Consider the following 21880-nt stretch of genomic DNA (forward strand, 5'->3'; position numbering starts at 1 on the left):
TCGCATTACTCGCCGCCAGCAACCGGTCCATCAGAAGATCCGGTTCAGACCGTTGAGCGCAGCTACCCGGTAGGCCTCAGCCATGGTCGGGTAGTTGAAGGTGGTATTGATGAAGTAGTTCAGGGAGTTGGCTTCCCCGGGCTGGTTCATGATGGCCTGGCCGATGTGCACGATTTCGGCCGCCTGGTCACCAAAACAGTGGATACCCAGGATTTGACGGGTTTCCCGGTGGAACAGGATTTTCAGCATGCCCACTGCTTCACCGGTGATCTGGGCGCGGGCCAGATCCTTGAAGAACGCTTGGCCAACCTCGTAGGGCACCCTGGCTTCGGTAAGCTCACGCTCGGTCTTGCCGACCGAGCTGATTTCCGGAATGGTGTAGATGCCGGTCGGCACATCCGAGACATAACGGAAGTAATCATCCTGTACGATGTCCGACGACGCCGACCGCCCCTGGTCGTAGGCTGCACTGGCCAGACTCGGCCAGCCAATCACGTCACCCGCGGCATAGATGTGGGGAACGTCGGTACGGTAATGATCGTCCACCGCCAACTGACCGCGGCCGTTCGGCTCCAGGCCGACATTCTCCAAACCGAGACGGTCCGTGTTGCCGGTACGGCCATTGCACCACAGGAACGCATCGGCACGGATCTTCTTGCCGGACTGCAGGCTGAGCACCACGCCGTGATCATCACCTTCCACCGACTCATACTGCTCGTTGTGGCGAACCAGCACGCCGTTATTGCGCAGGTGGTAACTCAGGGCGTCGGAAATTTCATCGTCAAGAAACGACAGCAGCCGGTTACCCGGGTTGATCAGGTCCACTTTCACACCCAGCCCGGCAAAGATCGAGGCATACTCGGAACCGATTACACCGGCACCGTAGATAATCAGGGTACGCGGGGTGTGTGACAGATTCAGGATGGTATCGCTGTTGTAGATACGACGGTGACGGAAATTCACATCCGGCGGCAGGTACGGACGGGAACCGGTCGCAATGATCGCCTGTTTGAAGTGAAGCACTTCCGCGGTCTTGTTGCCACGAACCTCGATCCGGTTCGGGTCCAGGAAAAAAGCACGGCCATTGATCAGGTCGACCCGGTTACGGGAGTAGAACTGGGTCCGCAACTTGACCTGCTTGCCAATCACCTTCTGGGCGTTCTGCAACACCCGCGGAAACGAGAACCAGCGTGGTTCGCCGATATCACGGAACATCTGGTTGGTGTTGAAGGTGATGATCTGCTTGACGGAGTGTCGAAGAGCCTTGGAAGGAATGGTGCCCCAGTGGGTGCAGTTGCCGCCGACTGTGGGCTTGTCCTCGATGATCGCGACCCGCTTGCCGTGTTTCGTCGCATTCATAGCCGCGCCTTCACCGGAAGGACCAGCGCCGATAACGACGACGTCGTAATGATGTTCTGCCATGAGTGCAGTGACCCCTTATCTACGTCGCAAAATTTATAGTTATAAAATCAACCGCCTACCACTCTCTCACCGTGGAGATCAATCAGCAGCCGGGAAAACGGACAGTCCGGCGGTTATTGGCCGGACTTGTCGGTGGCATCGTACGCCAGTGCCTCGGCACTCTTGCCTTCGCTGGCCAGGCGCTCATTCTCTTCCGCACACTTGCGGGTATTGCCACCACAGATCTCGCAAGAACTGTCGATACCGAGCGCACCAATGCCGCCACAGGTTCCGCTGATCGGCTTGCGACCGAAGATCACCCCGACTGACATACCGGCAACCAGCAGGCCAACGATCAGTAACACCAACAGAAAGGTACCCATAACTCCTCCCCTTACCTGGTCAGGAACGACGAGAACGCGGGCGTATAGAACGACTCAAACCCGTTTTCTCCCCGCACGATAAAATAGGCGGCGATATTCTCACGCGTCGCCAACGCCTGAGCTTTGTCGTAGCCCATCACGTTGAAGGCTGTCGCCAGGGCGTCCGCCTTCATGCAGTTTTCGGCAATGACCGAGACCGAAGCCAGGTTGTGGCCAATCGGTCGTCCGGTTTCAGGGTCAATTGTATGTGAATAGCGCTGACCTTCCGATTCGTAATAGTTACGATAGTCGCCGGAGGTCGCCATGGCCTGGCCGTCCAGCGCCACTACACGGTTCACCTGGCGGCGTTCGGATACCGGTTCTTCGATGGCCAGGCGCCACGCATCACCGCCGGGTTTGCGACCCTTGACCCGGACCTCCCCACCAATTTCCACCAGGTAGGCTCTCACCCCCGCGGTATCGAGGTAACGGGCGACCGCATCCACTCCGTAACCCTTGGCAATGGCGGACAGGTCAATGTACTGCCGGCCGTTGGCACGCAATGCGGGAGGATTGGCACGGAGCTCCAGGTTTTCGTAACCGGTGGCATCCAGCACCTGCTGCAGCACTACCTGGTCAGGCACCGTGTCAGGACGGGCCTGCGGGCCAAACCCCCACAGGTTGACTACCGGTCCTACGGTAACGTCGAAGGCACCGGCACTTAACTCGGAAACCTCGACCGCGGCGGCCATGACCTCATAGAGGGGCGCGGAAATCGCCACCCACTCCGACTGATCTTCCCGCTGGTTGAAGCTGGACAACTCCGAATCCGGACGCCAGGTCGACATGGACGCATCCACATCATCGAGCACATCACGGATGCCGGCCGCCAGATTCTCCAGCTGCTGCGGATCCTCCGTCAATACCACGTTGATATGATAACTGGTGCCGAAAACCGGCCCGGCTATCTCCCAGATTTTTTCCTCGGACTGAAACGAACAACCCGCCAGCGCGGCAAGTGCCAGCGTCCAGAGGACGCTGGCAAGAACCACCCTGGCGGGTCGTAGCATGCGGGATGTCATGTGAGCTGATTAACCCCCAAAGTCATCCAGCATGATGTTTTCATCTTCGACACCCAGATCCTTCAGCATCTTGATGACCGAGGCGTTCATGATGGGTGGCCCACACATATAGAACTCACAGTCTTCCGGAGCCGGATGGTCCTTCAGGTAGTTCTCGTAGAGAACGTTGTGAATGAACCCGGTATAGCCGGTCCAGTTATCGGATGGCAGCGCATCCGACAAGGCCACGTGCCACTGGAAGTTCTCGTTTTCCTCGGCGAGGCCGTCGAAGTCTTCCACGTAGAACATCTCGCGGACACTCCGGGCACCGTACCAGAAGCTGATCTTGCGCTTGGAGTTCAGGCGCTTGAGCTGGTCGAAGATATGGGAGCGCATGGGCGCCATACCGGCACCACCGCCGATGAATACCATTTCGGCGTCGGTCTTCTTGGCGAAGAATTCGCCGAACGGTCCCATCACAGTAACCTTGTCACCCGGCTTCAGGTTGAACACGAAGCTGGACATGATGCCCGGCGGGTAATCGGTACCGGGAGGCGGCGTTGCGATCCGGATGTTGAACTTCAGCAGGCCTTTCTCCTCGGGATAGTTGGCCATGGAGTATGCCCGGATGGTGTTCTCCTTGTTCACCGCCTTGTAGCGCCAGATGTCGTGCTTGTCCCAGTCTTCGTGGAACTCTTCCTCGATTGCGAAATCCTTGAAGTTGATTTCGTAGGGCGGGCACTCCAGCTGAACATAACCACCAGCGCGGAAGTCCACTTCCTCGCCTTCCGGCAGCTTAAGGACCAGTTCTTTGATGAAGGTGGCAACGTTGTGGTTGGAAATAACCTCACACTCCCACTTCTTCACCCCGAAGAACTCTTCGGGAACCTCGATCTTCATGTCCTGCTTGACCGGAACCTGACAGGAAAGGCGCCAGCCTTCCTTTTCTTCCCGGTTGGTGAAGTGGGTCTTTTCCGTCGGCAGCATGGCGCCGCCGCCTTCGAGGACCTTGCACTTGCACTGGGCACAGGTACCGCCGCCGCCACAGGCGGAGGACAGGAAAATACCGCTGTTGGCCAGGGTGCCCAACAGCTTGCCACCGGCCTCGGTTTTCACCGTATGCTCGGGGTCATCATTGATTTCAATAGTCACATCACCGGTGCTAACCAGCTTCGAGCGTGCCACAAGTATGACTGCTACCAGGGACAGCACGATAACGGTGAACATGACCACGCCGAGAATAATTTCTGTATTCATGGTCTCGCCTTTTCGTTAAACCGAATCACCGGGTTGATTACAGTGAAATACCTGAGAACGACATGAAGCCCAGGGACATCAGACCAACCGTGACGAAGGTGATGCCCAGGCCCCGCAGGCCTTCCGGAACGTCGCTGTACTTCAGCTTCTCACGGATACCCGCCAGCGCCACGATGGCCAGGGCCCAGCCCAGACCGGCACCAAAGCCGTACACCACACTCTCGCCAAAGGTGTAGTCCCGCTCAACCATGAACAGGGCCGCACCCATGATGGCGCAGTTCACGGTGATCAGCGGCAGGAAAACCCCCAGCGCGGAGTAGAGGGCCGGAATGTACTTGTCCAGCACCATCTCCATGATCTGTACGATCGCGGCGATAACTCCGATGTAGGTAATCAGGCCGAGGAAGCTCAGGTCGGTGTTCGGCAGTCCCGCCCAGTCCAGCGCACCTTCACGCAGGATATTGTTGTAGATCAGGTTGTTCACCGGCACGGTGAGGGTCAAAACTACAACAACCGCAATACCCAGACCAATGGCCGCCTCGATCTTCTTGGAGATGGCCAGGAAGGTACACATACCGAGGAAGAACGCCAGCGCCATGTTCTCAACAAACACGGCCTTCAGCAGCAGACTGATATAGTGTTCCATCAGAACGCCTCCTTGGTCTTGTGACGGGACATTTTGTAATCAGGCTCTTCAACCTGCTCCGGTTTCCACACGCGCAGACCCCAGATGGCCAGACCGATAATGAAGAACGCGCTCGGCGGCAACAGCAGCAGACCGTTCGGGATGTACCAGCCACCTTCATTGACGGTCGGCAGCAGGGTGACACCGAACAGTGAGCCAGCGCCCAGCAGCTCGCGGAAGAACGCCACGAACAGCAGCATTACCGAGTAGCCCAGACCATTACCGATACCGTCAAGGAAGCTGAGCCAGGGGCCGTTCTTCATGGCGAAACCTTCGGCACGGCCCATAACGATACAGTTGGTGATAATCAGGCCAACGAATACCGAGAGCTGCTTGCTGATTTCATAGGCATAGGCCTTGAGGATCTGGTCAACCACGATAACCAGGGACGCAATGATGGTCATCTGCACGATGATCCGGATACTGCCCGGAATCTGGGTGCGCACCAGGGATACAGCCAGGTTGGAGAAGGCTGTTACCGCGATAACCGACAGACACATGACGATCGTCACGTTCAGGCTGGTGGTTACCGCCAGGGCGGAGCAGATCCCGAGGATCTGCAGCCCGATCGGGTTGTTACTGAAAATCGGTTCGAAGAGAACCTGCTTGGCGGTTACGTCTGACATGATCAGACCTCCCCTTGACGAAGTTTGTTCAGGAACGGCGCATAACCACGGTCACCCATCCAGTAGTTGACCAGGTTTTCCACACCGCGGCTTGTCAGGGTAGCACCGGACAGGGCATCCACTTTATGCTCCCTGCCTTCTGCATTGGCATCGACGCCGCCCTTGATCAGCCGGATTTGCGGCTCGCCCTGCTCACCGTAAACTTCCTTGCCAACCCACTGCTGTTTCCAGCGCGGGTTATCCACCTCACCACCCAGGCCGGGGGTCTCGGCGTGGGCATAGAAACCCAGGCCTTCGATGGTATTGGCATCGCCTTCCAGGGACACAAAGCCGTAGAGCGTCGACCACAGGCCATAACCGTGAACCGGCAGCACAACGCGCTTGAGTTCACCGTTTTCGCTCAGGGTATAGATCTTGGCAATGTTGGGCCGACGCTTGATACCGGCGCGGTCCTCACCGGAAGGGATCGACTCGGACATGGCCGGGTCGGAGGCCGCCTTGTACATGTCGTACTTCATCGGATCTTCAACACCGACAGCCGACGGCTCCACGTAGTCACCGGAGTCCAGGTCGAGCAGGCGGACGTCAAAACGGCCGAACGCTTCCTCGATTTCGGCGGCACTGGCGCCCTGCTGCAACATGCCGGCGGCTGCCAGGATGTTGGTCTTGATGTCGAGGTTCTGGTTCTTGATCTGCGCCGGACGGAGCATGACCGCCGCCGTGGAGACCACGACCGAGAACACAACACTCAATACCGCGGCGACGATCAGGGTTCTGGAGACAGTTTCTTTAGCTTTAGCCACGAGCGAGCCTCCGTTTGATGTTGGCCTGAACCACGTAGTGGTCCATCAGCGGGGCAAACAGGTTGGCGAACAGGATGGCCAGCATGATGCCTTCCGGAAACGCCGGGTTGATAACGCGGATCAGTACGGTCATGACGCCGACCAGGATACCGAAACACCAACGACCGGTGTTGGTCATCGAGGCGGATACCGGATCCGTGGCCATGAACATCATACCGAAGGCGAAGCCGCCCATGACCAGGTGCCAGTGGGCCGGCACGCCGAACATCGGGTTGGTGTCGGAGCCGACAACGTTCAGCAGCACCGACATGCCGATCATGCCGATCATCACACCACCGACAATCCGGTAGCTGGCGATCTTCATGCCCAGCAGGATCAGCCCGCCAATAAGCACCGCAATGGTGGAGGTCTCACCCATGGAACCCTGGATGTTACCGACAAAGGCGTTCATCCAGCCGATCTGGGCTTCGAGCGCTTCCAGGCCACCGCTGGCGGCCCAGCTCAGGGCTGTAGCGCCACTGAAGCCATCGACGGCGGTCCACACGGTGTCACCGGAGATCTGCGCCGGGTAGGCGAAGTACAGGAACGCGCGGCCGGTCAGGGCCGGGTTAAGGAAGTTCTTGCCGGTACCGCCAAACACTTCCTTACCGATCACCACACCGAAGCTGATACCCAGAGCCACCTGCCACAACGGGATGGTGGGCGGGCAGATCAGGGCGAACAGCACAGAGGTGACGAAGAAACCTTCGTTCACTTCGTGACGGCGCACGGTGGCAAACAACACTTCCCAGAAACCACCCACCACAAAGGTGACGAAGTACACGGGGACGAAGTAGGCCATGCCGTAGACAAAGTTGTCCCACCAGCCAGCACCGGCACCAGTCACCGCCAGCGCCTGGATGAAGGCTGCACGCAGGCCACCGTCGGCAATCATGGCGCCGGGATTGTCCGCCAGGAAGCTGTTGGCCTGGAAGCCGATGTTCCACATGCCGAAGAACATGGCCGGGAAGGTACACAACCACACCGTGATCATGATGCGCTTGAGGTCTACCCCGTCGCGAACATGGGACGTAGTGGATGCAACCTTGCCGGGCGTATAGAAAATCGTATCAACGGCTTCGTACAGCGCGTACCAGCGCTCGTACTTGCCGCCTTTTTCAAAATGATGCTCGATACCGTCGAGAAACTGTCGGATTGCCATCGTATTAGCCCTCGATCTCGATTCGGGTCAGGTTCTCACGGAGAATCGGACCGTATTCGTATTTACCCGGGCACACGAAGGTACACAGCGCCAGATCTTCTTCATCCAGTTCCAGTGCACCCAGTTTCTGTGCCATTTCAGTGTCACCGACAATCAGCGAACGCAGCAGCTGGGTAGGCAGGATATCCAGCGGCATGACCTGCTCATAGGCACCGACCGGTACCATGGCACGCTCACTGCCGTTGGTGGTGGTGGTGAAGTTGAACAGCTTGCCACCGGCGAGCTTGGACAGATAGATGTTCAGCACCGAGAACTTGTTGGCGCCCGGAGACAGCCAGCCCATGAACTCGCGCTTGTAGCCTTCTTCAAGCACAGATACCTGGTTGGCAAAACGACCGAGGTAGGCACAGGGGCCGGCACCACGACGACCGCCAAACACCGAACCGGAAATCATCCGGACCTCGCAGTCAGTGGCGACTTCGCCATCGAGCAGTTCGGTCAGGCTGGCACCGAGGCGCGTGCGCAACAGGCGCGGCTTCAGCGCCTTCGGACCAGCTACGGCAACAACCCGCTCCACCGGAAGTTCACCGGTTTCAAACAGGGTGCCGATGTCGATCACATCCTGGTAGCCAATGGTCCACACGGTTTTGCTGACGGAGACCGGATCCAGGTGATGGATATGGGTACCAACGTTACCGGCCGGGTGAACACCGTCAAACTGGTGCACTTCCACGGCATCGGACCGGGGTACCGGAACGTCTGCCCCCGGCTTGCCACATACGAAGACCTTGCCGTTGGTCAGGCGGGTCAGCAACTGCAGGCCCTGCTCGAAAGCCGCACGTTTCTCACCAATGATCACCATTGGATCCGCGGCAAGCGGGTTGGTGTCCATGACAGAAACAAAGATGGAGTGCGGGGCAGTATCGATGGCGGGGACTTTGCTGTAGGGGCGCGTGCGGAACGCAGTCCAGAGACCGGATTCAACCAGGTTGTCGACAACCTGTTGACGCTCCAGGCCGACAAAATCAGATACATTGTAGCGAGCAAAGGTCTCAGCCTCATCACCATCCACTTCGATGACGACTGACTGGAACACACGGCGCTCACCGCGATTGACTTCTTTCACCGTGCCGGCGGCAGGTGACGTATAGCGTACGCCTTCGGTCTTCTTGTCCGTAAACAGCAGCGTGCCGCGCTTGACGCGGTCCCCTTCTTTCACAGCCATGGTCGGCTTCATGCCGTTGTAGTCAAAACCGATCAACGCCACGTGGCGAACGGGTTTGCCGTCAGTAATGGTCTGTTCGGGAGCGCCGCTGATGGGAAGATCCAGGCCTTTTTTGATCTTGATCATTAGCCTCGTCCAATCATCAGAAACTTTTCGATGGATTTGCCACGCCCGACTCCAGCGACCCAGCCTCCCGCTTCGGCGACCCACCGGACGGTGATGCCAAAGTAACCAAGCCCGGCCCGCGCGGGGATCCGGAAGCTCTGCTAGCAGGAAAGGATTGAGAAACGGGTGCCAGACGTACCCAAAATCGCGCCAATTATAGAGACTCGGGGGCGGCATTTCCACCAGAACCGCGGAGACTTTAATACCCTTAGCAAAGCGACACGCCGGATTAACAGGCACAAAAAACCCCGGCGGACCAACCAACCGGGGTTTTCAGCAATCGCAGGCGAGGCCACGGCGTACCGCACCCTCACCGGCGATGGCCCGCAGCAATCAGTCGCGGGCGCGCTTCGGGAAGATCGGATAAGTCACACCAGCCATCTGGTTGACACAACGAACCACCTGGGCGCTGTAGCCGAACTCGTTGTCGTACCACACGTACAGGATCAGGCGCTTGCCATTGGCGATGGTGGCCTGGGCGTCGACGATACCGGCATGGCGGGAGCCCACGAAGTCGGTGGACACCACTTCCGGCGAGTTGACGAAATCGATCTGCTTCTGCAGCTCGGAATGCAGCGCCATATCCCGCAGGTATTCGTTGACGGACTCCGCATCAACCTCACTCTTCAAGTTCAGGTTGAGGATTGCCATGGACACGTTCGGTGTCGGCACCCGAATGGCATTACCGCTCAGCTTGCCCTTCAGCTCCGGCAGCGCCTTGGCCACCGCCTTGGCTGCACCGGTTTCGGTGATCACCATGTTCAGCGGCGCACTGCGGCCACGACGACTGCCCTTGTGGTAGTTGTCGATCAGGTTCTGGTCGTTGGTGTAGGAGTGAACTGTCTCGACGTGGCCGTCTTCGATGCCATATTCGTCGTTGATGGCCTTCAGCACCGGGGTAATGGCATTGGTGGTACAGGATGCTGCCGACAGGATCTTGTCCTCGTCAGTGATCCAGTCGTTGTTGATGCCATAAACGATGTTCTTGATGTCGCCCTTGCCCGGCGCCGTAAGGATGACCCGGCTGACGCCCTTGGACTTCAGGTGCAGACCCAGGCCGGCTTCATCACGCCACTTACCGGTGTTGTCGATCACGATGGCATTGTTGATACCGTACTCGGTGTAGTCCACCTTGTCCGGGCCGTCGGAATAGATCACCTTGATAAAATTACCGTTGGCGATCAGTGCCGAGTTTTCCTCATCAACGGTGATGGTGCCGTCAAACGGTCCATGCACGGAATCCCGACGCAGCAGGCTGGCACGCTTTTCCAGATCGTTGTCGGCGCCGCCCTGGCGAACCACGATGGCACGCAGGCGCAGGTTGTTACCACCGCCGGCCTTTTCGATCAGGATACGGGCCAGCAGACGACCGATACGGCCGAAGCCGTAGAGCACGATATCCTTGGTGCCGCCATTGGCGTTTTCTTCAGACTGCGCGGCATACTGCCCGACGATGGGGCCGATTTCACGCTTCAGGAACTCGGTCAGGTCGCCACCTTCGGCCTTGAACTTGACCGCCAGCTTGCCGATGTCTACATGAGCCCGCCCCAGGTCGAGTTCATCCATGGCCTGCAGGATCGGCAGGGTGTCATGAACGGACAGCTCGCTGTCCTCGACCTGACGAACAAACCGGTGCGCACGGATAATATCGATAACCGACTGGTTGATGATGGCGCGACCATAAACAGAAGTAACAACGTTGTTCTTCCGGTAGAGGCGACCGATAAGCGGAATCATGGCTTCCGCAGTGGATTCTCTGTCCGTCCAGTTAGACAGGTGCTGGTTGATCTGTTCGTGACTCACGCTTGAACCTCTGCAGTTGGCTCTGGGAATTTTGGGCGCATATTATCCAACGTAAAGCACGGGATCGCAAATACAGACGCCCCCTCCGTTCGTAGACACCGGCTTATCTGACGACATGGTAATACCGCGGCCATCATTTCCGGCCCGGGACAGCGCCATGACAGCGTCACAGCCGACCGGTAGAATAGCCGACCTCCCCGTCTCCGGACCCCTAACGCAGGAGAGCACTGACAGCCATGACCCAAGGCGCACCAACCCGCCAGCCCGCAACGGTGCTGCTGGCCCCGTCGTTCCCCGGCACCGCTCCGGACCACCGCATCTGGGGCCAGTTACACGGCAGCAGCGACGCCCTCGCCATTTGCGAGAGTACCCGCCAGCACCCGGGATTGACCCTGGTTGTCACCCGCAGCACCGATGAAGCCATCCGCCTGGAGCAGGCCATGCGCTTCTACCTGGGGCTGCCGGCGGAAGAAGATGGCCCGGCCATCAGTGCCGACGGCCTGGAACTGCTGTCGCTGCCGGACTGGGAAACCCTGCCCTATGACCTGTTTTCACCACACCAGGACATTACTTCGCGGCGAATCCGCACCCTGCACCGGTTACCCGCCACCCGCCACGGCGTGCTGGTGGTGCCGGCGCGGACGCTGATGCACCGGCTGCCTCCGGTGAGTTATCTGCAGGGCAACACCCTGTTACTGGAAACCGGCCAGGCCCTGGACATCGACAGCTGGCGCATGCATCTGGAAGCCGCTGGCTACCGTCATGCAGAGAATGTTTACGAGCACGGGGAATACGCCGTGCGGGGAGCGATTCTTGACATCTACCCCATGGGTGCCACGCTGCCCTATCGCATCGACCTGTTCGATGACGAAATAGAAACCCTGCGCACCTTCGATCCGGAGACCCAGCGCTCCATTGACCGGATCGAACGCATCGAACTGCTGCCCGCCAACGAATTCCCCTGGCACAAGGAAGCCCGCTCCGGCTTCCGTAACCGCTGGTTCGAACAGTTCCCCAATGCAGACAAAGATGCTCCGGTCTACCAGGACGTGAGCCACGGCATAACTCCACCGGGTATCGAGTACTACCTGCCGCTGTTTTTCGACGACACCGCCACCCTGTTCGATTATCTGCCGGCAACAACCCACGTGGTCACCGCTGCCGGCCTTAACGACGCCGTCGAACTGTTCGATGCCGATACCCGGGCCCGCTACGAGGAGCGACGCCATGACCGCCTGCGGCCCATCCTGCCGCCGGCCAGGCTATTTCTCCAGCAGGACGAACTGTTCGGCCAGCTCAAGCGCTTTCCGCGGGTCACCACCACCGCCGAAACCGCCAGTTCCGCGGGCGCCGTCAATTGTGCCACCGGCCAGCTGCCAGATGTTGCGATGGATGGCCGGGCCGCCGATCCGGCTGCGCGCCTCAAGCGCTTTCTCAACGAGTTCGGCGGCCGGGTGCTGATCTGCGCCGAGTCGTCCGGTCGTCGCGAGGCACTGCTTGAAAACCTGGCCGACCACAAGCTCCTGCCCCACACCTTCGACAGCTGGCACGCCTTCCTGGCCGACACCGACTGCTCACTTGGCATCACCATCGCGCCCATGGAACAGGGCCTGCTGCTGCCCGACCAGCACCTGGCGCTGATTACCGAAACGGCGCTGTTTGGTGAGCGGGTTCTGCAACGGCGCCGGCGGGAGAAGCCCACCGAAGTGGACGATTCCGGCTATCGCGACCTGTCCGAGCTGCGGATTGGTGCTCCAGTGGTGCATATTGACCACGGCGTGGGCCGCTACCAGGGTCTGGAAACCATCACCGTGGAAGGTGAAGCGAGTGAATTCCTGATGCTGGAATATGCCGGCGGCGCCAAGCTCTACGTGCCGGTCTCCAGCCTCCACCTGATTTCCCGTTACGCCGGTTCGGACCTGGAGCACGCCCCGCTGCACAAGCTCGGCACCGACCGCTGGAGCAACGCCAAGCAGAAGGCCCTGGAGAAGATCCGCGACACCGCGGCGGAGCTGCTGGACGTCTACGCCCGCCGCGAGGCAAAGAAGGGATTTGCCTTTGACGACCCGAAAGAGGCCTATCGCGCCTTCGCCGCGGGCTTCCCGTTCGAGGAAACCGCCGACCAGGAGGCCGCGATCGAGGCGGTTTTCGATGACATGACCAGCGACCGCCCGATGGACAGGCTAGTGTGTGGCGACGTCGGCTTCGGCAAGACCGAAGTGGCCATGCGCGCTGCATTCCTCGCATCCTGGTCCGGCAAACAGGTCGCGGTACTGGTGCCCACGACCCTGCTTGCCCAGCAGCACTATGAGTCCTTCCGCGACCGGTTCTCCGATACCCCGGTCACGGTCGAGCTGCTGAGCCGGTTCCGCAGCACCAGCCAGAGCAACAAGACCCTGGCCAATATCGAAAGCGGCAAGGCCGATATCGTCATCGGCACCCACAAACTGCTGCAGGGCGACATCCGCTTCAAGAACCTGGGCCTGGTCATCATTGACGAAGAGCACCGCTTCGGCGTCCAGCAGAAGGAACGACTGAAAACCCTGCGCGCCGAAGTCGACATGCTGACCCTGACCGCAACGCCGATTCCGCGAACCCTCAACATGGCCATGGGGCACCTGCGGGACCTGTCGATCATTGCCACGCCTCCGGCCCGCCGGCTGTCGGTCAAGACCTTCGTCCGCCAGCGCGACGACGCCATGGTCAAGGAAGCGATCCTGCGGGAGATCCTGCGGGGCGGCCAGGTATATTTCCTGCACAACGACGTGGCGACAATCCAGAAGACCGCCGAGGACCTGCGCCGGCTGATTCCGGAAGCCCGGGTCGGGGTGGCCCACGGTCAGATGCGGGAGCGGGAACTGGAGCAGATCATGTCGGACTTCTACCACAAACGGTTCAATGTGCTGGTCTGCACCACCATTATCGAGACCGGCATCGACATTCCGAGCGCCAACACCATCATCATAGAGCGCGCCGACAAGTTCGGCCTGGCACAGCTGCATCAGCTGCGCGGCCGGGTCGGTCGCTCCCATCACCAGGCATACGCCTACCTGCTGACGCCACCGCCCAAAACCATCACCGCCGATGCCAGAAAACGGCTCGACGCCATCTCCGAGGCCCAGGACCTGGGCGCCGGTTTCATGCTGGCCACCCACGACCTGGAAATCCGCGGTGCCGGTGAACTGCTTGGCGAGGAACAGAGCGGCCAGATCGAAAGCATCGGCTTCACCCTGTACATGCAACTGCTGGATGAAGCAGTCAAGGCTATCCGTGAGGGCCGCACCCCCAATGCCGACCTGCCCCTGAGCCATGGCACCGAGATCAACCTGCGCATTCCGGCCCTGATCCCGGACGACTACCTGCCGGACGTGCACAACCGGCTGATGCTTTACAAGCGCATCGCCAGTGTCCGATCGAAGGACGCATTAAAAGAACTTCAGGTGGAAATGATCGACCGCTTCGGTTTGTTACCGGAGCCCGCGAAGAACCTGGTCCGGCAAACCGAACTGCGGCTGCGGGCCGAAGCGCTCGGCATTACCAAGATCGATGCCGGCAAGGACTGGGCGCGCCTGGAGTTCGGCAGCTCCACCCCGGTGGACCCGCTGATCCTGGTTAAAAAAGTGCAACAGTCACCGGACCGCTTCCGCCTGGAGGGGGCCAACAGCTTCAGGTTCAGGCTGAAGGATGCCTCAACCGGTGGTAAACTCGACTGCGTTTCAGACATGCTCGGCGAACTGACGCCGTGAGGACACCGGCAACTGCCGGTTTGAATCAACCATTGTTGTACCTGGCGCCGCCGTGGCGTTGTGGCCAGGGATGACCCGGGACCTTGTGGAGAAGACTTTTGGGACTGCCAGCAATCAAGTCGTTGCCCGGGGCGTTAATCGCCTCTGCGCTGCTCGTTATCACTGCCCTGCCGGCATTGGCACAACAGGCCGGGGGCGCCCGGGAAGATTTCTACCGGGCCGAGATCGTGATTGTCGAACGCAAGGTCGACCCGCAATCGGTCAACGAACACATGGCCAGCCGTGACGTGGCGCCGGTGGCCGGGCTGGCAAAACAGATGTGGGTAGTGGACGCCGCCGGTAACCGGATCAGCTCACTCAACCTCACCCCCCGCAGCGAGCTCACCCTGAACACCGCTGCCAGCCGCCTCGAAAACAGTGGCCGCTTCCGGGTCGTGGCTGCCGCCGGCTGGTACCAGTCGTTCCCGCCGAACTACAACGGCGAAGCCATGCAGGTTGCGGTTGGCGACTGGCTCGCCGAAGCCGGCCACCGGGACATTGAAGGCCAGATCACCATCAACCGCCAGCGTTACCTGCACGTGGACGTGGAGCTCAACCACTGGCGGCCGTCAACTACGGCGGAAGGCGCGGAACTGATTACCTGGATCCGGGAAAACCGCCGCATGCGCAGCGAGGAAGTCCACTACCTGGACTCCCCCACCATCGGCGTGCTGGTGTTCTTCAACAAGGTTGGCGAGTAAACGCCCCGAGCTCGCGCACGGTGCGGCCAAGGATGGCCTTGACCCCTGACATACCCTGCTCGATGGCGGCGTCAATTTCCGCCATGGTAATGATGTGGTCGGACTTGCCAGCTGCCCAGTTCACCACCAGGCCAAGGCACACGTAATTCATCTCCAGCTCCGCAGCGAGCACCGCTTCCGGCATTCCGGTCATGCCCACCAGGTCACAGCCATCCCGCTCCATCCGGCTGATTTCCGCGGCCGTTTCCAGTCGCGGCCCCTGGGTGGCCCCGTAGACACCGAAACCGGAGAACGGAACCTGCTCCGCCTGTGCACCCCGAATCAGCACCTCACGGGCAGCTTCGGTGTAGGGGAAGGTGAAGTCGATATGGGTAACATGATCCAGCTCCCCTTCGAAGAACGTGCTGGCACGCCCCCAGGTGTAATCGATCAACTGGTGCGGAATCACGATGTGGGCCGGGCCCATGTCGGAATGAATCCCGCCAACCGCATTGACGCCGACAACCGTACGCACACCGGAAGCATGCAGAGCCCAGAGATTGGCGCGGTAATTGACCTGGTGGGGCGGAATCCGGTGCGGATTGCCATGGCGGGCGAGGAAAAAGACCTGCTGGCCATCGAGCTCGCCTTCCACCAGGGGCGCCGAGGGCTGCCCCCAGGGGGTTTCCACGTCCCGCTCGCCGATGATCTTCAGGCCCGACAGGGTTGTCAGGCCGGTGCCTCCGATAATGCCTACCGGTGCGGTCGTATGGGTCACTTGTCCTGGTCTCCGGATTCGGTTGTGGATTCGGTTGTGGATTCAGCTGCCGGCTCATCACTTCGGCCCGCCAACTGGATACCGTCGGGCAGATGGAGGGTACGGGTCGGGAATGCCACTTCAGCACCGTGATCCTCGATGATCTGGCTGATCTTCAGCAGCACATCCTGTTTGATTTCATGAAACTTCACCCACTCCGTAGTCTTGGTAAAGGTGTAGATCATGATGTCCAGCGAGGACGCATTGAACGCCAGGAAGTTCACGATCAGCGTCTGCTTGCTGTCAATCTCGTCGTGATTCTCCAGCATGCTGCGAATATCAGCGACAATGGTCGCCATCTGGCTGACATCGGCATAGCGGATGCCGACGGTCTCGGATATCCGCCGGTTACTCATCCGGGAGGGGTTTTCCACGGCAATCGTGGTGAACGCGGCATTGGGTACGTAGAGCGGGCGCTTGTCGAAGGTGCGAATGGTGGTCAGTCGCCAGCCAATGTGCTCAACCGTGCCTTCGATGTTGCGATCCGGCGAGCGGATCCAGTCCCCCACCTTGAACGGCCGGTCCAGATGGATGATGAAACCGCCGAAGAAGTTGGCAAGCAGATCCTTGGCGGCAAAACCAACGGCAATACCGCCGACGCCACCAAAGGCCAGCACACCGGAAATGCTGTAACCCAGGGACTGCAGCATGATCAGCACGGCGGTGATGATTACTACGGCCCGCGACAACTTGCTTACCGCATTGACCGTGGTGTAATCCATCGGTTTTTTCATCTTCAGGGGTGAAGTGAAGATTGCCTCCGCCCCTTTGATCAGCCCGAGCACCGTCCATACGATGACCCAGACAAATCCCACCTGCAGCAAGGTGTCGTTAACCGAGAAGATTTCCGCGTCGGAAAAATGATGGGCAACCTCGGCCGCCCAGTAGATGCCCTGCAACCAGACAAAGGCCACCAGCGGGCGGCGGGCCGCATGCAGCAGGGTGTCATCCCACAGGTTGCGGGTCGCCTCGAAGCGCTTCTCCAGGCCCACCACCACGCGACTGGCGATGTAGGCCACCGTTGCCGTGGCACACACCAGGGCAAAGATAATGATGCCTGCCCGCCAGCCACCCGACAGCAATCCCCAGCTATCAATCCAGCGGTTCAGCAGGCCCAGCCCTTGTTCGATCATCGGAGTCCTCAGCGTTAAGGTCGTTGTCAGCTGCCTTGCGGGCAGGGATTTGTCAGCGGATCAATACCGGGGTGCCGGGCCCGACCCGGGCAAACAGGTCAATGACGTCGGCGTTTCTCATGCGGACACAGCCATGAGATCGGGGGATCCCCATGGGCTCGCTGTCCGGGGTGCCGTGAATGTATATGAAGCGGCGGAAACTATCGACCCCCGGACCGCGGTTTCTGCCCCATTCGCGGCCACACAACCAGAGAATTCGAGAGAGGATCCAGTCCCGATCGGGATACTGCGCGGCCAGCGCGGGGGAGTAGATTTCACCGGTGGGTCGGCGCCCCCGGAATACCGCGTTTTCCGGCTCGCCGGCACCAATACAGGCGCGGATAAAATGCTGCCCCCGAGGTGTGCAGCCAGAGTCCTGGCGCTCGCCAGGGCCATGCAGGGCAGAGGAAATGGGGTATTGCAGCGGGGATTCATCGCCACCAGGGAACAACCACAGGGTCTGTTCCGCCAGGTCAATCTCTAGGCTTGGCGCCACAACCGCCTGTTTTCCCATAGCCGGACTCGCTCCCCGAAGGCTCGCTCACAATTGGTGGTGTGAAGAGCGGGAAGCGTAACCGACCGGACAGGGTCAGGCAACCGGGGCTTTGCGCTGGCCCGGCACCAGCAGGGTCTGTTCCGCCTGCATGCCGGCAGCGAGGAAGGGCACCAGACGCGCGGCGATCTCCTGCACCGAGGTTTCCACGCCGAGCTTGTTCTGCAGAATATCCCGCAACGCATCACTGCTGGACATGGTAAACGCGGTCGCCCCGAGCATGAACTGGATACGCCAGTAGCGGTCTACCGCCGACAATTGCGGGGTCGCCTCTTTCAGCAGCCGCATGAAGCGCCCGAACGGCTCGCTGTACTCCTGCTCGAGAAACTTGCGCAGGTGTCCCTGGGACTGGGTGTAGGCAAGGCCGAGCAGTCGCATGAAGATGGAGATGCCCTTGTCACTGCGCTGGGGCATCCGCGCGGCACTCTCGGTCAGCACCGCCAGGATATCCTGCAACTCGGGCCGCCGGCCGGCGTTTCGCGCTTCAAGATCATCAAACGATTTTCCGAGGGTGACGGAGAACGGTGTCAAAAAGCGGGCGAACACGGCCTGGATCAACGCGTTCTTGGAACCGAAGTGATAATTTACGGCCGCCAGATTCACCTTGGCCTTGCCGGTAATCATCCGCAGGGATGTTTCGGAAAATCCCCGTTCTGCGAACAATTCTTCGGCAGCATCGAGAATGCGGTCTACGGTATCGGATTGAGCCATGGAAATTATCGGAGCCTCTAGCAAACGTCTGTTTGAAACATACGTTTGAGATCCGGCTATGTCAAGTTTACTGCGTTGTGCCGGTCTTGGCCATGGCGCAACGCTTGGCAGCACCGCCCTGCCCCGCTATTCTTGCCACTGCCAGCCCGCCAGTCCGGGCTCCCTGGTTTATCGTCGTTCAGTTATGGGGTTCATGCATGTTTACCGGAATTGTTCAGGGTGTTGCCACCATCGAAGAAGCGCTGGCCCAACCGGGCCTGACGACGTTCAGGGTTCGTTTTCCTGCAGAAAACCTGGATGCCGTCACCATCGGTGCCTCCGTAGCCCTCAACGGTACCTGCCTGACCGTCACCCGCCAGCAGGATGACTGCCTGTTCTTTGATGCTATGCAGGAAACCCTGCGTCTTACCACCCTTGGCGACCTCAAGCCCGGCGACAAGGTCAACTTCGAGCGGGCTGCCCGTATCGGCGATGAGATCGGCGGCCACCTGCTGTCGGGTCACATCCACACCACCGCCACCATCGTCGAGATCGAGCGACCGGAAAACAATTGCACGCTGCACTTCGAAGTTCCGCAGGCCTGGGCCCGCTATATTTTTCCGAAGGGATACATCGCCATCAATGGCGCCAGCCTGACTATTGGCGATGTCCTAGGCAACCGCTTCAATGTGCATCTGATTCCGGAAACCCTGCGGGCTACCATTTTTTCCGCGGCCCGGGTCGGTGACCGGGTCAATATCGAGATCGACAGCCAGACCCAGACCATTGTCGACACCCTGGCCCGCCTGGGTTACGACCGACCGGCAGGCTGATTCGCCACCTCGAAGACCACAAACTTCGGATCCGCCGCCAGTTGCCGTACCTGCCCGAAGTAGCGCCGGAGACTGCGGTGGTAGCCGAGGTGACGGTTTCCCACCATCAGCATCCTGCCCCCCGGCGCCAGGTGGCGGGACGCTTCGGCGAACAGACGCAGGGCAATATGATCCCCGACCACACCACCTTCATGGAACGGCGGGTTAAGCAGGATCAGCTCGAATTGCCCGGCATCCCCGGGTATACCGTCGCTGTGACAGAAGCGGGCCTTGCCACCCGCAAACTGGCCTTCGACGTTGTGACGGGCGCTGGCCACCGCCTGGCTCGACACATCAGTAAATAACACTTCGCCGCCAAATCCTGCCGCCAGCGCAGTCAGCCCCAGCACGCCATTGCCGCAGGCCAGATCCAGCACCCGCGCCCGCTCGTCCAGCGCGGCCACGGCCCTGGCCACTTCCGGTAACAGCAGGCGGGTGCCGATATCCAGACTTTCCCGCGAAAATACGGCTGGCAGCGCGTCCACAGCGAGATCGTAATCGGCCAGCCGGTAGCCTTTCCAGTCGGCAGCCCCGGTTTCTTCCGTACCCGGACGACAGACAATCACCCGCGCCTTCTTGCGGGCCGGACTGACTTCGTCGGTCTGCACCAGTTGACCGAACACCGCCGCACTGCGATCGGGCAGGTGCTTGATCATTCCCCCCGCAAGCAGCAGCCCGTCCGGTTTCAGCACCCGGTTTACCCAGCGCAGCAGGCAGGCGAGATAATCCAGCTGACGGGGAATCCGCAGGACAATGGCGTCGAAGGGCTGCTCCCCGGCGGTCGGGGCGTTCAGCCAGCTGTACGGTGATACCGACTCGGCCCCGGACGGCGCATTGAGTGCCAGCGCTCCGGCCAGGGTGGCACTGTCTGCCACCGACACCGGCGCCAGCTTTCCCAAACCCAGGGTCAGGGCTCCGAACTGGTCATCCACCACGGCAACCCGCTGCCCCGGCGTCAACCGTGCCGCCGCCATTTCCAGCAGCAGCTCATCGGCGGCATCCCACGCCCGCAGGTTCTCGCCGCGGGCACCCGGGCGCTGCAGCCGGAGCGGGCCGGCAGGTGACTGAAGAAACTGGGGATTGGCATCCGTTTTTTTCATGGCGAATAAAGGCGTCCGTCTGGTCCGTTCTGTTTCAGCTCGCCATTCTAGGCTGATTACTCTAGAAATTAACCCTAAAGTGCTTGCCAACAGTGCAGAAAGTGCCTGCCAGGGCCCTTATCCGGCACGTATTGATGATTATCGGGAGTACCTCATGAACCAGCAAACACTCAAGCAGCGTCTTGAATCCGTCCAGGCCGCCAGCAAGCGCCTCGAAGAACAACTGCGCCCCGGCTTCGACCGGGCCTCGGTGGAGCTGAAGAAAGTCCTGCAGGAGCTTGGTGCAGACCTCAGCGAGCCCCGCAGCATGGCGGAAGTCGTATCCCAGATCCGCAGCCGCAACCCGTCCCTGCGCGCCTTTGCCCTGCACCTGGACGCGGCCACTTACGACCTGCGCAAAAAGCTGTGGTGGGATGCCAATATGATGACGGCCTACGTCACCGACAAGGCGGGCAAGACTTACCAGGCCGACGTCAGGCCCAGGCTCGCCCAGGCTCGCAGCCGTGCGGAGGCCGAAGCAAGGAAGGTCATGGTGCAGTTCCGTGAACTGACAGCCCGCCGCGCAGGCGCGGACGAGGCCTCTACGGAAGACCGCCCGCAAAACTGATTTCAGGTTGGCTCCCGTCTCTTGGAGCGCAAACCTTTTGCCCCTTACCCCAGGGGCTTTTTTATTCTCTGACTGGCCGCGGCTATTTTGGCGCGGCATTCACCTGTTCGATGAAGGAAGGACTGAGGACGTCGGCCACCGGCCGCACGCCCGCGCCAAACTCGGGCGAAGGAACCGCCGGCTCCTGGTGAATCACCCGCGGCTGCTCGGACCAGTGCAGGATTTCCAGCTTGCCGTCCTGACGTTCGACCAGGGCGGTGCAATGCTCCACCCAGTCACCATCATTGCAGTACAGTCCCTCTTCGCTGCGCAGAAAGCCCGCAGAGTGAATGTGACCGCAGATAAAACCGTCATAGTGGCCACGCTCGGCAGCCGTCAGGGCGGCCAACTCAAAGCGGCGGATAAAAGAGCGGGCCTTGCCAATGCGGGTCTTGATCCAGGCCGCCAGGGACCAGTAAGGCTTGCGGCGCACCCGCCGCCAGGCATTGAACCAGCGGTTCAGCCTGAGCAACAGACCGTGGGCCCGGTCACCCACCAGCAGCATCAGCGGACTGCACCTCACCACCTGGTCGAACTGGTCACCATGACAGACCACGAAACGGCGACCATCGGCGGTGGTATGAATGGCTTTCTGGCGCAATTCGATGCCAGCAAGGGTCTGGCCACAGAAATGGCGGAGGAACTCGTCATGGTTGCCCGGAACATAGATCACCCGGGTACCGTTGCGGGCAAGCTCCAGCAGTTTGCGGACCACCGCCTGGTGGGATTCAGGAAAATGGACCCGGCGTTGCATCGCGATAAGGTCGACAATATCACCCACCAGGTACAGCGTCTCGCACTGCACATGGGTCAGGAAATCCATCAGATATCCCGCCTGGCAGTCAGCTGACCCCAGGTGGACATCGGAAATGAACACACTCCGGTATTGATGCATCAGCTGTGCCTCCGCCCGCAATCCACAGAATTAACTGTAAGTTGGCGGAAACCTGTGACCGGTTTGTGACAGCGGCAGGAC

General features: G+C 60.2%; 20 protein-coding genes. 4 read left to right on the top strand and 16 right to left on the bottom strand.

Features of this window, described 5'->3' with window-relative positions:
* Positions 1-30: 30 nt before the first annotated feature.
* From sthA to CLH61_RS05005, 10 genes are all read right to left on the bottom strand, one after another.
* On the bottom strand, positions 31-1422 hold the full coding sequence (gene sthA, locus CLH61_RS04960; protein WP_099613586.1) for a Si-specific NAD(P)(+) transhydrogenase: 1392 nt from the start codon (positions 1420-1422) through the stop codon (positions 31-33).
* A 113-nt stretch (positions 1423-1535) separates the two neighbouring features.
* Entirely contained in the window at positions 1536-1784 is a 249-nt protein-coding gene (gene nqrM / locus CLH61_RS04965) for a (Na+)-NQR maturation NqrM (protein ID WP_099613587.1), read from the bottom strand.
* Between the two features lie 11 nt (positions 1785-1795).
* Positions 1796-2845 (bottom strand): FAD:protein FMN transferase, encoded by a 1050-nt coding sequence (locus CLH61_RS04970; RefSeq protein ID WP_099613588.1) that lies wholly within the window; start codon positions 2843-2845, stop codon positions 1796-1798.
* A 9-nt stretch (positions 2846-2854) separates the two neighbouring features.
* Complete coding sequence (gene nqrF, locus CLH61_RS04975; RefSeq protein ID WP_099613589.1) at positions 2855-4081, bottom strand: NADH:ubiquinone reductase (Na(+)-transporting) subunit F; 1227 nt, start codon at positions 4079-4081, stop codon at positions 2855-2857.
* A gap of 37 nt (positions 4082-4118) precedes the next feature.
* Complete coding sequence (gene nqrE, locus CLH61_RS04980) at positions 4119-4727, bottom strand: NADH:ubiquinone reductase (Na(+)-transporting) subunit E (protein WP_099613590.1); 609 nt, start codon at positions 4725-4727, stop codon at positions 4119-4121.
* Positions 4727-5392: an NADH:ubiquinone reductase (Na(+)-transporting) subunit D gene (locus CLH61_RS04985; RefSeq protein ID WP_099613591.1), complete on the bottom strand. Its 666-nt coding sequence runs from the start codon at positions 5390-5392 to the stop codon at positions 4727-4729. The genes nqrE and CLH61_RS04985 overlap by 1 nt, the downstream gene beginning before the upstream one ends.
* A gap of 2 nt (positions 5393-5394) precedes the next feature.
* Complete coding sequence (locus CLH61_RS04990) at positions 5395-6195, bottom strand: Na(+)-translocating NADH-quinone reductase subunit C (protein ID WP_099613592.1); 801 nt, start codon at positions 6193-6195, stop codon at positions 5395-5397.
* Positions 6188-7396, bottom strand: coding sequence for an NADH:ubiquinone reductase (Na(+)-transporting) subunit B (locus tag CLH61_RS04995; protein ID WP_099613593.1), 1209 nt, complete (start codon positions 7394-7396; stop codon positions 6188-6190). The genes CLH61_RS04990 and CLH61_RS04995 overlap by 8 nt, the downstream gene beginning before the upstream one ends.
* Positions 7397-7400: 4 nt before the next feature.
* Positions 7401-8747: a Na(+)-translocating NADH-quinone reductase subunit A gene (locus tag CLH61_RS05000; RefSeq protein ID WP_099613594.1), complete on the bottom strand. Its 1347-nt coding sequence runs from the start codon at positions 8745-8747 to the stop codon at positions 7401-7403.
* 372 nt (positions 8748-9119) lie between these two features.
* Positions 9120-10574, bottom strand: coding sequence for a glyceraldehyde-3-phosphate dehydrogenase (locus CLH61_RS05005; RefSeq protein WP_456085551.1), 1455 nt, complete (start codon positions 10572-10574; stop codon positions 9120-9122).
* A 251-nt stretch (positions 10575-10825) separates the two neighbouring features.
* On the opposite strand from CLH61_RS05005, the gene mfd reads away from it, so the two are divergent.
* Both mfd and CLH61_RS05015 read left to right on the top strand, forming a co-directional pair.
* Positions 10826-14335, top strand: coding sequence for a transcription-repair coupling factor (gene mfd / locus CLH61_RS05010; RefSeq protein ID WP_099613596.1), 3510 nt, complete (start codon positions 10826-10828; stop codon positions 14333-14335).
* Between the two features lie 98 nt (positions 14336-14433).
* Positions 14434-15075, top strand: a complete 642-nt coding sequence (locus CLH61_RS05015) for a CsiV family protein (RefSeq protein ID WP_099613597.1) — start codon at positions 14434-14436, stop codon at positions 15073-15075.
* Here CLH61_RS05015 and CLH61_RS05020 read toward each other — a convergent pair.
* The 4 genes from CLH61_RS05020 to CLH61_RS05035 form a co-directional block, all read right to left on the bottom strand.
* Entirely contained in the window at positions 15056-15832 is a 777-nt protein-coding gene (locus CLH61_RS05020; RefSeq protein ID WP_099613598.1) for an S-methyl-5'-thioinosine phosphorylase, read from the bottom strand. The two genes, CLH61_RS05015 and CLH61_RS05020, sit on opposite strands and share 20 nt — an antisense overlap.
* Positions 15829-17004 (bottom strand): mechanosensitive ion channel family protein, encoded by a 1176-nt coding sequence (locus tag CLH61_RS05025; protein WP_099613599.1) that lies wholly within the window; start codon positions 17002-17004, stop codon positions 15829-15831. Before CLH61_RS05025 ends, CLH61_RS05020 begins: the two co-directional genes overlap by 4 nt.
* Before the next feature lie 52 nt (positions 17005-17056).
* On the bottom strand, positions 17057-17557 hold the full coding sequence (locus CLH61_RS05030; protein ID WP_099613600.1) for a L,D-transpeptidase: 501 nt from the start codon (positions 17555-17557) through the stop codon (positions 17057-17059).
* A 75-nt stretch (positions 17558-17632) separates the two neighbouring features.
* On the bottom strand, positions 17633-18307 hold the full coding sequence (locus CLH61_RS05035; RefSeq protein WP_099613601.1) for a TetR/AcrR family transcriptional regulator: 675 nt from the start codon (positions 18305-18307) through the stop codon (positions 17633-17635).
* A gap of 197 nt (positions 18308-18504) precedes the next feature.
* Here CLH61_RS05035 and CLH61_RS05040 point away from each other — a divergent pair, with 197 nt between their 5' ends.
* A complete protein-coding gene (locus CLH61_RS05040) occupies positions 18505-19119 on the top strand; it encodes a riboflavin synthase subunit alpha (RefSeq protein WP_099613602.1) in 615 nt (204 codons plus the stop codon).
* Here CLH61_RS05040 and CLH61_RS05045 read toward each other — a convergent pair.
* Positions 19098-20258 (bottom strand): class I SAM-dependent methyltransferase, encoded by a 1161-nt coding sequence (locus CLH61_RS05045; RefSeq protein WP_099613603.1) that lies wholly within the window; start codon positions 20256-20258, stop codon positions 19098-19100. The genes CLH61_RS05040 and CLH61_RS05045 overlap by 22 nt on opposite strands.
* Positions 20259-20412: 154 nt before the next feature.
* Here CLH61_RS05045 and CLH61_RS05050 point away from each other — a divergent pair, with 154 nt between their 5' ends.
* Positions 20413-20865: a hypothetical protein gene (locus CLH61_RS05050; protein WP_143752087.1), complete on the top strand. Its 453-nt coding sequence runs from the start codon at positions 20413-20415 to the stop codon at positions 20863-20865.
* Between the two features lie 82 nt (positions 20866-20947).
* Here CLH61_RS05050 and CLH61_RS05055 read toward each other — a convergent pair whose 3' ends face one another.
* A complete protein-coding gene (locus tag CLH61_RS05055) occupies positions 20948-21799 on the bottom strand; it encodes a UDP-2,3-diacylglucosamine diphosphatase (protein WP_099613718.1) in 852 nt (283 codons plus the stop codon).
* Between the last annotated feature and the right edge of the window lie 81 nt (positions 21800-21880).

The sequence above is a fragment of the Marinobacter profundi genome (assembly GCF_002744715.1).
GTDB classification, from domain to species: Bacteria; Pseudomonadota; Gammaproteobacteria; order Pseudomonadales; family Oleiphilaceae; genus Marinobacter; species Marinobacter profundi.